Raw genomic sequence first — 12,004 nt, 5'->3', positions numbered from 1 at the left:
CAGCATCTCCAGAAATGTCAGGCGGGTTTGCTGCCGATCCAGGTGGCAGTTGCCTCGATCCCGTCGTTGATGTGGACGAGGTCGGCGCGGGCACCCGGCGACAGGTGGCCACGGTCGGCCAGCCGCAGGAAGCGGGCGGGATAGGCGGTCGCCATGCGCAAGGCTTCCGCCAGCGGCAGCTCGAGCATGCCGACGCCGTAGCGGATCGTCGAGGCCATATCGATATCGGCGCCGGCCAATGTGCCGTCGGCCAGCACGATCTTCGAGCAGAAGTCGCCCGTCTTGCGATAGACGGTGCGGCCGTTCAGTTCAAAACTGTTGGCGTCGGAGCCAACAAGCGGCATGGCGTCTGTCACGAAGAACAGCCTTCCCTCGCCGCGCTTGGCGCGCAGGGCGATGCGCAGGGCGCGCGGATCGACATGGTGGCCGTCGGCAATGATGCCGCACCAGGCGAGCGGGTGGTCGAGCGCCGCCCCGACCAGGCCGGGGGTACGGTGGCCGAGCTGGCTCATGGCATTGAACAGATGGGTGACACCCCTCGCGCCGGCGTCGAAGCGCGCTTCGGCCTCATCGGCCGAGCAATCGGAATGGCCAAGGCTGACAATGACGCCGCCTTCGTTCAGCGCCTGCACCTGTCGCGGGGTGACCTGTTCAGCGGCGATGGTGACCAGCAGCGTGCCGATCGCCTCGCGCGCCCGGATGAAGCTCTCGACGTCGCTATCCTCGACGGGCCGCATCAGCTCCGGCAGATGCGCACCCTTGCGGGCCGGAGACAGGTGCGGGCCTTCGAGATGCAGCCCCACCACCCCACGTTCGCCCTTCACCGCCTCGATCGCGGCCTCGATCGCGTGCGTGGTTGCGCTGCCGACGTCGGTGATCAGCGTCGGCAACAGGGCGGTCGTGCCGAAGCGCCGATGGGCATCGGCAATCACATACATCGATTCCGGTGTCGGGTCCTCGTTCAACAGCCGGCCACCGCCGCCGTTCACCTGCGCATCGATGAAACCGGGCGACAACACGCCGCCATCAAGCTCGACATGCTCGGCTGCTTCCGGCCGGTCGTTACACGACGTAATCGCCTGGACCCGGCCGTCGCCGACGACCAGCGCGCTGTCTTCGTGAAAGCGCTCGCCGTCGAAGATGCGGGCGCCGGTAAAGACGGTATAGTCCATCACATCGTCTCCGTGACCTTCAGAAGATTGGCAGGCTTGTCAGGGTCGAAACCCTTGCGACGGGTGACCTGTTCGATCAGGCGGTAGTAGCAGAGCAGCGACACCAGCGGGTCCAAGAGGCCGTTGCCGGTCGACGGCATGCGCAGGTTGACGCCCGGCAGCGGTGTCGTCGAGAAGGATACGGCGGTTGCGCCGAGCTTGGCCAACCGCTCCAGTGCCTGGGCGTTGTTGGCAAAGGCTGCGTCATCGGGGGCAAAGGCAATGACCGGGAAACCGGGCTGCACCAGCCGCATCGGTCCGTGCATCAGTTCGGCCAGCGAAAAGGCCTCGGCATGCAGGCCGGAGGTTTCCTTGGCCTTCAGCGCCGATTCCAGCGCGATGGCGAAGGCCGGGCCGCGACCGCCGGTATAGAGCGAGCTGGCGCCGAACAGCACATCTTCCGCCGCCGCCCCATCGATACCCGCCGTCGCCGCCAGCGCTTCCGGCAGCCGCGACAATCCGTCCCGCAAGCTGCCGCTGTCGGCGATCGCGGCTGTCACGGCCGACAAGGCCGCAACGGCCGTAATGAACGATTTGGTGGCGGCGACGCTCTTCTCCGGTCCGGCATGCAGGTCGAGAACGATGTCGGCCTGCTGGGCGAGCGGGCTGTCGGTGACGTTGACGACGGCGATGGTTGTTGCGCCGCCCGTCTTCGCGGCTGCCTGCAGCGCGATGATGTCAGGGCTGCCGCCGGATTGCGAAACGGTGAAGTGGACGCCGCCCTTCAGATGCAGGGGCGCGCCGTAGACCGAGGCGATCGACGGTCCGATCGAGGCGACCGGCACGCCGCAGGAAATCTCGAACAGATATTTGAAGAAGGTGGCAGCGTGATCCGAGGAGCCGCGCGCCGCCGTGGTGATGACCGAGGGTCTCGCCGTCGAGAACAGTCTTGCGATCTCGGCAAAGACCGGCCGCTCCTTGTCCAGCAGATCAGCCACGACCTCCGGCGACTGGCCGGCTTCGGTTAGCATCAGGGATTGCGTCATAGGTCATCTCCAATTTTCAGCTCGGCAACGAAGTCATAGGCGTCGCCGCGATAATGCGATCTTGTGTATTCAACGATCCGCTGGTCGGCCAGGCGCGAGATGCGCTCGATCAGCAGCGCCGGGGCCCCCGCCTGGACGTTCAGCGTCGTCGCCGATGATGGGTCGAGGGTGACGGCGGTCAGGCGCTGAAGGGCGTGCACAGGCCGAAAACCATTGGCGGTCAGGGCGTCATAAAGCGAGCCTTCGCCGGCCGCCTGCTCGGCCAGAAATTTCGTCGGAATGACGGAGCGTTCTATGGCAAGCGGCAGGCCGTCGGCCAGCCGCAACCGATCCAGACGCAGCACCGGCTCGTCGACACCGAGCGCCAGAAGGAAGGTCTCCTCGGGGGAGGGCTCGGAGACGGTGCGCGACAGGATGCGCGCCGCCGGCGAGCGGCCGCGTGAGCGCATGTCGGCGGAAAAGGACGAGAGGCGCCAGAGCGACTGCTCCATGCGCTCGACCTTCTGGGAGACGAAGGTGCCGCTGCCATGGCGGGATTCCAGCGTGCCCGAGGTCAGGAGGTCGCGATAGGCATTGCGCACCGTCACCCGCCCGAGCTGCAGGGCCTCGGCGAGATCGCGCTCGGCCGGCAGGGCTGCCCCCGGCTTCAGCAGGCCTTCCTGGACGAGGCCAGCGAGCGCCAGCGCCAGCCGCTTGTACAGCGGACCGCTGGCCGCCGCATCGCGTAGGCCCCGGCCATTCAGCTCAACGATCAAACTGGTTCTATCCATAGATCCAGACTAGAACCTATGTAGAACCAATTTGCAAGTGTCGACGTGAAAAAACCGGCCAAGCGCTGCTCGGCCGGTTTGCTCGGTGGCTCGGCTCAGTTCTTGCTGAAGATGTAATCGGTTTCCTGGCGCAGCACTTCGCCGGGATGAAGCGCTGCATTCGGGAAGCCTGGCTGGTTGATGGCGTCGGGCCAGATCTGCGTCTCCAGGCAGAAACCGGCGAATGGCCCCATCTTCTTGCCGTCGATGCCGGGCACCGGCACATCGAGCTTGAAGCCGGCATAGAGCTGGACACCGGGCTCAGTGGTGCGCACTTCCAGCGAGACGCCGGAATTGATGCTGCGGGCCAGAACCACTGCGCGCTTGGCGACATGCGTGCGCGACAGGCAGAAATTATGGTCGTAGAGAACCTGCTCGCTGCCGACGAAGCGCTTCATCGGCGCCATCTCGCGGAAATCGAAAGGCGTGCCGGCGACGGGGGCGATTTCGCCGGTCGGAATCTGGCGTTCGTCGGTGGGGAGATAGTGGTCGGCGGCAATCATGATGTCGTGGTCGAGCGCATCGTCGCGGCCATCGAGATTGAAATAGGCGTGCTGGCAGACATTGGCGACGGTCGGCTGGTCGCTGGTCGTCTCGTAGGTCACCGACAGCTCGCCGCTGCCATGCACCCAATAGGTCGCCTGGATCGTGCAATTGCCCGGATAGCCACCGCGTCCATCGGGATCGACGATCTTGAGCACGACGCGGTCGGACGCGTGCTCGACGATCGTCCAGTTGCGCAGTGCAATGTTGTCCTTGCCGCCGTGAAGGTGGGTGGTGCCCTTCTCGTTGAGGTCGAGCTGGTAGTCCTTGCCCTCGAGGGTGAACCTGCCATCGGCAATCCGGTTGGCGCAGCGGCCCGGCGTCGCGCCGAAATAGGGCGAATAGAGCGGGTAGTTCTCGAACGTGTCGAAGCCGAGCGTCAGGGAAGGGCCATGGTTTTCGAGCCGCAGGTCCTGGATCACGGCACCCCAGGTAATGACGTGGGCGGTCAGCCCGCCGCCCTGTATCCTGACACGGTGGACCGTTTCGCCGTCCGCGGTCTTGCCGAAAACGTCTCGCTGCAAAGTGCTGTCCGTCATTTGCTCATCCCATCTGGCTATAAAGTGAGGCCCCGACCCTGCCTCCATTCGCTGTCATCCGCAACCCGCGAACTGGGCGAAGCCTGTCGGGACTCTGTCGAAGTGCTTATTTTTGCTCGCCGATTTTGGCCATATCATAAGGCGTCGTCTGGTAGATCTCGTTGATCCAGTTGCCGACGAACAGGTGGGCGTGGCTGCGCCAGCGGTTCGGCGGGGTCAGCGTCGGATCGTTGTGCGGGAAGTAGTCGTGCGGCATCTTGATGGGCACGCCGGCGTTGACGTCACGGAAGTATTCGTCGGCGAGCGAGGTCGAATCGTATTCGACATGGTTGAACATGTAGAGCCGCTTGCCAGCCTTCTCGTGCACCAGACAAATGCCCATTTCCGGCGATTCCATCAGGATTTCGAGCCCCGGCACCGCCTCGACCTCCTTGCGCCGCACCTCGGTCCAGCGCGACACCGGCACGCCGAAATCGTCGGAGAAGCCGTTCAGATAGACCGAAGAAGGGTTCAGGTTCTGGTGCCGGTAGACGCCGAATGCCTTTTCCTTCAGCGTGTATTTCGGCACGCCGTGGAAGTGGTAGATCGCCGCCATGGCGCCCCAGCAGACGTTCAGCGTCGAATGGACATTGGTGGCCGTCCAGTCGAGGATCTGCCGCATCTCTTCCCAATAGGTCACGTCCTCGTAGTCCAGCAGCTCGATCGGCGCACCTGTGATGATGAACCCGTCGAACTTGCGGTGCTTGATCTCGTCCCAGGTCTCGTAGAAGGACAGCAGATGCTCTTCCGAGGTATTCTTCGCCTTGTGGCCACCGATGCGGACCAGCGACAGTTCGACCTGCAGGGGAGAGGCGCCGACCAGGCGGGCCATCTGCACCTCGGTCTTGATCTTGTTCGGCATGAGATTGAGAAGCCCGATCTGCAGCGGACGGATGTCCTGGCGGACAGCCATCGTCTCGGTCATCACCCTGACACCTTCGTTGACGAGGGTATCGAAGGCGGGCAGCGTGTCGGGAATCTTGATGGGCATGCGCGTTACTCGATCTAACAAAAACCGGCGGCGATAAATCGAATCGCTAGAGGTCCGCATGCGGCCCAGATTTTAGCGACTTATTTAACGTGGCTGCAAGCCGGCCGGCCAAATCACCACCGAGCCTAGATAGCGCCGGACGGGCTGCGAATCAATAAGCATCGCTTGAACGCCTCGGGCAAGGGTCGGCTGCGAAACTCTGATGCGCCTGGGCCGTATAAGGCTTTTATAAGGTTTGGAGCGCAATCTCGGGCTGGAGGAGGGCGGTTCCAGGCCAGGAACCGCAGGCGCCAGGCGCTTTGGGCTCGCATGGATGGACATGTGCGGTGGCCATGACTATCTGAGGGAAGAGAATTCAGGAATGACGAATGGCCGTTGATACGACAGAGAAGCCCAGCGTACAGGGCGATGCCCGCGTCGGTTACGAGTTCAGTCTCCTTTACAGGCTGAGAATGATGATATCGGCCTTCTGGCATTCGCCGGTCCGCTTCCGGCTCATCTCGCTCGTCGTATCGCTGTTCGCCATCATTCTCGTGACCGCCTATGTGCAGGTCCTGCTCAACGAATGGAACGCGCCCTTCTACGATTCGCTCGCCCGGCGGGATATCGACGAATTCGTCAAGCAGCTCGGCGTGTTCGGAATGATCGCCGGATCCCTGCTCGTTCTCAACGTCATCCAGGCCTGGCTCAACCAGATGGCGGCGCTCTACATGCGCGAGGGCCTGGCGCGCGACCTGGTCGACCAGTGGCTAAAGGGCAAGCGCGCGCTGAGGCTGGCGTCATCGGGCCTGATCGGCGTCAACCCGGATCAGCGCCTGCACGAGGACGCCCGCAATCTCGCCGAAAGCACCACCGGTCTTGCCATCGGCCTCGTCCAGTCGACCATCCTTCTGATCAGCTTCATCGGCGTGCTCTGGGAGCTGTCGAGCGGCTTCATCTTCCATTTCCGCGGCACCAGCTTCTCCATCCCCGGCTACATGGTCTGGGCGGCGATCATCTATGCGGCGTCCGCCTCCTTCCTCAGCCAGTTCGTCGGCGGCAAGCTGGTGCGGCTGAATGCCGACCGCTACTCCAAGGAAGCCGAGCTGCGCTTCGCGCTGATGCATGCCAACGAATACATGCCGTCGATCACCATCGCCGGCGGCCAGGAAAACGAGCGCCGGCGCATCAACGGCGATATTTCCTCGGTGCTCGGCGTCATCCGCAAGCTGGCGATGGCCAACACCAACCTGACCTGGGTGTCGGCCAGCTATGGCTGGATGGTGCTTGTCATCCCGATCCTGGTGGCGGCCCCCGCCTATTTCTCCGGCGGGCTCAGCATCGGCCAGCTGATGATGGTGGTCGGCGCCTTCAACCAGGTGAACACGGCGCTGCGCTGGTATGTCGCCAATTTCGGCCCGATCGCCGAATGGCGGGCGACCCTGATGCGCGTCACCGATTTCCGCGAGGCGGTGGTCGAGATGGATGTCGAGGAACAGCTGCCGAACATGATCGAGGTCGCCCGCGCCGCGCCCGACATGCTGGTGCTGAAGGATCTCGAAGTCTCCACCAAGACGGCCGATGACGTCATCGAGAACGGTTTCCGCATCCGCGAGGGAACTGTCACCATCACGGCCGGCGAACACATCATGATCAATGGCGACCACGGGGTGAACCGCAAGCTGCTGTTCCAGGCGCTGGCCGGGGAATGGCATTGCGGCAAGGGCGAAATCGATCTGCCGCCGATGGAAGACATGCTGTTCATGCCGCACAGCGCCTATGTGCCGAGCGGCACGCTGCGCGAGGCGATGACCTTCCCGCAGGAACACCAGGCCTATCCGGACGCCGATCTCATGATGGCGATCGAGAAGGCCGGGCTTGGCAGGTTGAAGGGCAAGCTGGACACGCAGGCCCGCTGGGACCGCGTGCTCGACAGCGACGAGCAGAAGGCCGTCGGCTTTGCCCATGCGCTTCTGGCCAAGCCCCGCTGGCTGATCCTCGACGAGACGCTTGAGGGCCTCGAACCGGATCTGCAGAAGCGGCTCGTTGCCGTTCTCAGCGAGCTGAAGGAGACGACGATGATCTACATCGGCCGCTCCGAGGCCTATCTGGAAGCCATGTCGCCACGCGTGCTGCATCTGCAGGCCCTGGTGCCACCGGACCCGACGGCGCCACCGCAAAAGCCGGGGGCTGCAGGCGTCCGCAGGCCGAGCGCCACCCGGCGCGTGCCGCTCCGCAAGGAACCGGCGCCTCCCGTCTGATGTTCATGGTCGCCGGATACGAAAAAGCCCCGACGCTTGCGCGTTCGGGGCTTTGTCATGTGGGCGGCTCAAGGTTCGGATCAGTCCTTGGCGCGTTCCATGTAGGAGTTGTCCTCAGTCATGATGACGACGCGGGTGCCGGCATTGATGTGCGGCGGTACCATGGTGCGCACGCCGTTCGACAGCATGGCCGGCTTGTAGGAAGAAGACGCCGTCTGGCCCTTGACGACCGGCTCGGTCTCCATGATTTCCAGCGTCACGGTGCGTGGCATCTGGATGGCGAGCGCGATGCCTTCATGCATCGACAGGATGCAGGTCATGCCTTCCTGCAGATAGGCCTTGTCGTCACCCATGGTTTCGACATCAACCACGACCTGGTCGTAGTTTTCCGGGTTCATGAAGTGGAAGCCTTCGCTGTCCTCGTAGAGATACTGATGGTTGACGTCTTCGACGAAGGCGCGCTCGACCTGTTCGGTCGTGCGCCAACGTTCCGACACCTTCGTGCCGTCGGAAATCCGGCGCATGTCGATCTGGGTGACCGGCGTGCCCTTGCCGGGGTGGAAATTGGCGGCCGTCAGCACGACGTAGAGCTTGCCGTCCACTTCAAGCACGTTGCCCTTGCGGATCGAAGAGGCGATAACCTTGACCATAAGACTTCCTTGTAACGCGGCTTTGGGCATCGTAGAGGACGGGCAGAGCCGAGTTCCCGATGCAGCAATGTTTTCGTGGGGGCGCAACTAACCTAAAATCGCGGAAATAGCCACCCCGTCGCGGCGTATCCTTGAAAGAAAGCGCGGAATGAACGCCAGCATGACAAAAGCATCTCCCTGGTGGACACCCGGCGTTCATGCGGATCGGCGACCCTTTCTACTTGGCCGCAACGCCATCCAGGCGGCCCTGCGCGGCTTTTTCGCGTCGGCCGACTTCATCGAGGTCGATACGGCGACGCTGCAGCGATCACCGGGCAACGAGGCCCATCTGCATGCTTTCGCCACCGAGGCGTTGACGACGGACGGCCAGGCGGCGGCCTTCTATCTGCATACATCGCCCGAATTTGCCTGCAAGAAGCTGCTGGCGGCCGGCGAGCAGCGCATTGCATGCTTTTCGCATGTGTATCGCAACCGCGAGCGCGGGCCCCTGCACCATCCCGAATTCACCATGCTCGAATGGTATCGCGTCGGTGAAGGCTACGAGCAGTTGATGGCCGATTGCGTTGCCATCCTGCGGCTTGCCGCAGCAACCGTCGGCGCCGGCCGGCTCACCTATCGCGGCGCCGAGTGCGATCCCTTTGCCGAACCGGAGCGCCTCAGCGTCGCCGCTGCCTTCGAACGCCATGCCGGCATCGACCTTCTGTCTTCCGTCGCCCCGGACGGGCAGACCAACCGGGAGAGCCTGGCTGCGGAACTCAGGCGTGTCGGCATGCGCGTTGCCCAGGACGATGGTTGGGCCGATATGTTCAGCCGCGTGCTGGTGGAAAAGATCGAGCCGCATCTCGGCTTCGGCCGGCCGACTGTGCTCGACGAATATCCGGTATCGGAAGCGGCCCTTGCCCGGCCTTCCGCCCGCGATCCCCGTGTCGCCGAGCGCTTCGAACTCTATGCCTGCGGCGTCGAACTCGCCAATGGCTTCGGCGAGCTCACCAATGCCGACGAGCAGCGGCGGCGGTTCGAGATCGAGATGGCCGAGAAGGCGCGGATCTACGGCGAGACCTATCCGCTCGACGAGGATTTTCTCGACGCGCTTTCCGTCATGCCAGAAGCGAGCGGCATTGCCCTCGGTTTCGACCGGCTGGCGATGCTGGCGACCGGTGCCTCGCGCATCGAGCAGGTTTTGTGGGCGCCGGTGGCGGAGTTCGGCGCATGAATGTGCTGCGGCCGATCAAGACCGTCGAGGATCTCGAGCGGGCATCGCTGGTCGATGCGGCGCAGGCGGCGTCGCTGGAGGCAGTTGCCGCCCGCTATGCCATCGCGTTGACGCCTGCCATCGCGGCGCTGATCGACCGCTCGGACCCCAACGATCCGATCGCCCGGCAATTTGTCCCCGACCAGGCTGAGTTGGTGGTGACGCCGGAGGAGCGGGCCGATCCGATCGGCGATGCGGCCCATAGTCCGGTGGCCGGCATCGTCCACCGCTATCCGGATCGGGTGCTGCTGAAGGCAGTGCATGTCTGCCCGGTCTATTGCCGCTTCTGCTTCCGCCGCGAAATGGTCGGTCCGCAGGGTCTCGGCACGCTCGATGCGGGCGAGCTCGCCGGCGCCTTCGACTATATCCGCAATCATCCGGAGATCTGGGAAGTCATCCTGACCGGCGGCGATCCGCTCGTGCTGTCTCCGCGTCGGCTCGAGGAGCTGTTGGCCGGCCTCTCCGCCATCGACCACGTCAAGATCGTCCGCTTCCACACGCGCGTGCCGGTCGTCGACCCGCAGAAGGTCGACGCGGCGCTGGTCGCGGCGTTGAAATCCAGCGGCAAGACCGTCTACGTGGCGCTGCATGCCAACCATCCGCGCGAGCTGACGGCCGAGGCGCGCGCCGCCTGCGCCCGGCTGGTCGATGCCGGTATCGTCATGGTCAGCCAGTCCGTGCTTTTGAAGGGGGTCAACGACGATCCCGCCGTGCTCGCCGCGCTGATGCGCGGTTTCGTCGAGACGCGGATCAAGCCCTATTACCTGCACCATCCCGACCTTGCGCCGGGCACCAGCCATTTCCGGCTGGCGATCGCCGAGGGGCAGCGGCTGGTGGCGGAGTTGCGCGGCCGGTTGTCGGGGCTTTGCCAACCGACCTACATCCTCGACATCCCCGGCGGCTATGGCAAGGCCGACATCGGGAAGAGCGCCATCCGCGACGTCGGCGAGGGGTGTTATTCGGTTTCGGACTATCAAGGCCAGTCGCATGACTATCCGCCGGCAAAAGGCAGTTCGTAGAACGGGCTGCGTTAACCAATGAAAGTGTGCCGTAGTGATCCATGTTTTAGAAAACCACAGGTAATTTTGTGGGCGCACGAGTTTATTCCGTAAGGCGAGCTTCGCTAAACTATGCTATTCTCATGTCTGTTGTCCGATTTTGTTCATAGGCCCGGCGCGCTCCACTAAAATTCGATGGAAAACCTTACTTTTCTTTAACCAGACCAGTTAGCGGAATGTTCGATTTTTAACGCTAGAACAACTCCAGATGAGGCGGGCTGGCTGCCTGCGACACCTGGAGATGATCGAATGAATGAAACAATTCGCGGATTGCTGACCCGTTTTGGTGGCCTGCCTGTGCCGGTTGCCGACATTGCCGACGATGCCGATCTGTATGCGGCAGGCCTGTCCTCCTTCGCCTCGGTCCAGCTGATGCTGGGCCTGGAAGAGGAGTTTGACATGGAATTCCCGGACAATCTGCTCAACCGCAAATCCTTCGCCAGCATCGGCGCCATCGAAAAGACGGTGGACATGATCCTCGGCAGTCGAAAGGTCGCCTGATGAACGTGGCGGTGGCGATTGGGACAGACGACCTGACGAGCCGCGCCGCGCGCGTCGCCGCGATCGCAGCCAAGCACGCCGATGCGGTCGATAGCGAAAGCCGGTTTCCGCGCGAGGCGGTGACCGCCATGAAAGCCGAGCGGCTGCTGTCCATTCAGATCCCCACGGATTTCGGCGGCGAGGCGGCGAGCATCACCGATATCGCAGCCCTCTGCGCCGTGCTGGGCCAGGCCTGCGCTGCCAGCGCGATGATTTTCGCCATGCACCAGATCAAGCTGTCGAGCCTGGTCGAACATGGCGCCGCCAGCGACTGGCATCGCGAGTTCATGCGCCGCATCACCCGCGACCAACTGCTGCTTGCCTCCGCCACCACCGAAGGCGGCATTGGCGGCAACATGCGCAACAGCATCTGCGCCATCCGCGTCGAAGGCGACCAGTGCTTCCTGGAAAAGGACGCCACGGTCATTTCCTACGGCAACCACGCCGATGCCATCCTCATCACCTCCCGCGCCCACGCGGATGCAGCGCCCTCCGACCAGGTGCTGACGGCCTTCCTCAAGGATCAATATTCGCTCGAGCGCACGGTCGTCTGGGACACGCTCGGCATGCGCGGCACCTGCTCGGACGGTTTTCTGTTCAAGGGCGAGGCACCTGCCGTCCAGATCCTGCCGAAGCCCTTCGCCGAAATCGCGGCGCAGTCGATGCTGGCGACCTCGCATCTGCTGTGGAGCGCCCTCTGGTACGGCATCGCCGCCGACGCGGTTGCCCGGGCCCAGGCTTTCGTGCGCGCTGCCGCCCGCAAGTCGCCGGGTACAGCGCCTCCCGGTGCCCTGCGTCTGGCGGATGCCTCCGGCCAGCTGCAGATGGTCAAGTCCAACGTCGTTGCCGCTTTGAAAGTCTATGAGGACGCCAAGGCAGATGTCGACCGGCTGTCGTCGATGGCCTTCGCCGCATCGATGAACAACGTCAAGATTTCCACCTCGGAGGCGATCCTGCCGATCATCAACGAGGCCATGCTGATCTGCGGCATCATGGGCTACAAGAACGGCACGCCCTACAGCCTCGGACGCCATCTGCGCGATGCCTATTCCGCGCAGCTGATGATTTCCAACGACCGCATCCTTGCCAACACATCGACGATGCTGCTGGTCCACAAACAAGACACAAATTTGCTGGGGTAAGCGC

11 protein-coding genes and 1 riboswitch are annotated in these 12,004 nt (G+C 63.5%); of the genes, 5 read left to right on the top strand and 6 right to left on the bottom strand.

Going from position 1 to position 12,004, the window contains the following annotated elements:
- Nucleotides 1–17 precede the first annotated feature (17 nt).
- The 5 genes from nagA to metA form a co-directional block, all read right to left on the bottom strand.
- A complete protein-coding gene (gene nagA, locus VH564_RS06095; protein ID WP_423339386.1) occupies nucleotides 18–1,172 on the bottom strand; it encodes an N-acetylglucosamine-6-phosphate deacetylase in 1,155 nt (384 codons plus the stop codon).
- Complete coding sequence (locus VH564_RS06090; RefSeq protein WP_423338922.1) at nucleotides 1,172–2,197, bottom strand: SIS domain-containing protein; 1,026 nt, start codon at nucleotides 2,195–2,197, stop codon at nucleotides 1,172–1,174. The genes nagA and VH564_RS06090 overlap by 1 nt, the downstream gene beginning before the upstream one ends.
- On the bottom strand, nucleotides 2,194–2,967 hold the full coding sequence (locus VH564_RS06085; protein ID WP_423338921.1) for a GntR family transcriptional regulator: 774 nt from the start codon (nucleotides 2,965–2,967) through the stop codon (nucleotides 2,194–2,196). The genes VH564_RS06090 and VH564_RS06085 overlap by 4 nt, the downstream gene beginning before the upstream one ends.
- Nucleotides 2,968–3,062: 95 nt before the next feature.
- Nucleotides 3,063–4,088 carry an aldose epimerase family protein gene (locus VH564_RS06080; protein ID WP_423338920.1) on the bottom strand — a complete coding sequence of 342 codons (1,026 nt, stop codon included), beginning with the start codon at nucleotides 4,086–4,088 and terminating at the stop codon, nucleotides 3,063–3,065.
- A 106-nt stretch (nucleotides 4,089–4,194) separates the two neighbouring features.
- Entirely contained in the window at nucleotides 4,195–5,118 is a 924-nt protein-coding gene (gene metA / locus VH564_RS06075) for a homoserine O-acetyltransferase MetA (RefSeq protein ID WP_423338919.1), read from the bottom strand.
- Nucleotides 5,119–5,172: 54 nt separating this feature from the next.
- A riboswitch (SAM riboswitch) is annotated at nucleotides 5,173–5,248 on the bottom strand.
- A 238-nt stretch (nucleotides 5,249–5,486) separates the two neighbouring features.
- Here metA and VH564_RS06070 point away from each other — a divergent pair.
- Nucleotides 5,487–7,358: an ABC transporter ATP-binding protein/permease gene (locus VH564_RS06070; protein WP_423338918.1), complete on the top strand. Its 1,872-nt coding sequence runs from the start codon at nucleotides 5,487–5,489 to the stop codon at nucleotides 7,356–7,358.
- Between the two features lie 80 nt (nucleotides 7,359–7,438).
- Here VH564_RS06070 and efp read toward each other — a convergent pair whose 3' ends face one another.
- Complete coding sequence (gene efp, locus VH564_RS06065) at nucleotides 7,439–8,008, bottom strand: elongation factor P (protein WP_423338917.1); 570 nt, start codon at nucleotides 8,006–8,008, stop codon at nucleotides 7,439–7,441.
- 148 nt (nucleotides 8,009–8,156) lie between these two features.
- Between efp and epmA the strand changes: the two genes are divergently transcribed.
- From epmA to VH564_RS06045, 4 genes are all read left to right on the top strand, one after another.
- Nucleotides 8,157–9,221 (top strand): EF-P lysine aminoacylase EpmA, encoded by a 1,065-nt coding sequence (gene epmA, locus VH564_RS06060; protein WP_423338916.1) that lies wholly within the window; start codon nucleotides 8,157–8,159, stop codon nucleotides 9,219–9,221.
- Nucleotides 9,218–10,279, top strand: coding sequence for a lysine-2,3-aminomutase-like protein (locus VH564_RS06055; RefSeq protein WP_423338915.1), 1,062 nt, complete (start codon nucleotides 9,218–9,220; stop codon nucleotides 10,277–10,279). The genes epmA and VH564_RS06055 overlap by 4 nt, the downstream gene beginning before the upstream one ends.
- A 288-nt stretch (nucleotides 10,280–10,567) precedes the next feature.
- The gene (locus tag VH564_RS06050; protein ID WP_423338914.1) at nucleotides 10,568–10,819 is read left to right on the top strand and encodes an acyl carrier protein; all 252 of its coding nucleotides are present in this window, start codon (nucleotides 10,568–10,570) and stop codon (nucleotides 10,817–10,819) included.
- The gene (locus VH564_RS06045) at nucleotides 10,819–12,000 is read left to right on the top strand and encodes an acyl-CoA dehydrogenase family protein (protein WP_423338913.1); all 1,182 of its coding nucleotides are present in this window, start codon (nucleotides 10,819–10,821) and stop codon (nucleotides 11,998–12,000) included. Before VH564_RS06050 ends, VH564_RS06045 begins: the two co-directional genes overlap by 1 nt.
- Nucleotides 12,001–12,004: the final 4 nt, after the last annotated feature.

It is taken from the genome of Rhizobium sp. HT1-10 (assembly GCF_049472505.1).
Taxonomy (GTDB): domain Bacteria; phylum Pseudomonadota; class Alphaproteobacteria; order Rhizobiales; family Rhizobiaceae; genus Rhizobium.
The sequence above is the reverse complement of the archived record's forward strand: the minus strand, read 5'-3'. Positions and strand labels throughout refer to the sequence as shown.

Coding starts and splice junctions, on each gene's coding strand:
- nagA (WP_423339386.1), bottom strand. CDS start 1,172: ATGGACTATACCGTCTTTACCGGCGCCCGCATCTTCGACGGCGAGCGC.
- VH564_RS06090 (WP_423338922.1), bottom strand. CDS start 2,197: ATGACGCAATCCCTGATGCTAACCGAAGCCGGCCAGTCGCCGGAGGTC.
- VH564_RS06085 (WP_423338921.1), bottom strand. CDS start 2,967: ATGGATAGAACCAGTTTGATCGTTGAGCTGAATGGCCGGGGCCTACGC.
- VH564_RS06080 (WP_423338920.1), bottom strand. CDS start 4,088: ATGACGGACAGCACTTTGCAGCGAGACGTTTTCGGCAAGACCGCGGAC.
- metA (WP_423338919.1), bottom strand. CDS start 5,118: ATGCCCATCAAGATTCCCGACACGCTGCCCGCCTTCGATACCCTCGTC.
- VH564_RS06070 (WP_423338918.1), top strand. CDS start 5,487: ATGGCCGTTGATACGACAGAGAAGCCCAGCGTACAGGGCGATGCCCGC.
- efp (WP_423338917.1), bottom strand. CDS start 8,008: ATGGTCAAGGTTATCGCCTCTTCGATCCGCAAGGGCAACGTGCTTGAA.
- epmA (WP_423338916.1), top strand. CDS start 8,157: ATGAACGCCAGCATGACAAAAGCATCTCCCTGGTGGACACCCGGCGTT.
- VH564_RS06055 (WP_423338915.1), top strand. CDS start 9,218: ATGAATGTGCTGCGGCCGATCAAGACCGTCGAGGATCTCGAGCGGGCA.
- VH564_RS06050 (WP_423338914.1), top strand. CDS start 10,568: ATGAATGAAACAATTCGCGGATTGCTGACCCGTTTTGGTGGCCTGCCT.
- VH564_RS06045 (WP_423338913.1), top strand. CDS start 10,819: ATGAACGTGGCGGTGGCGATTGGGACAGACGACCTGACGAGCCGCGCC.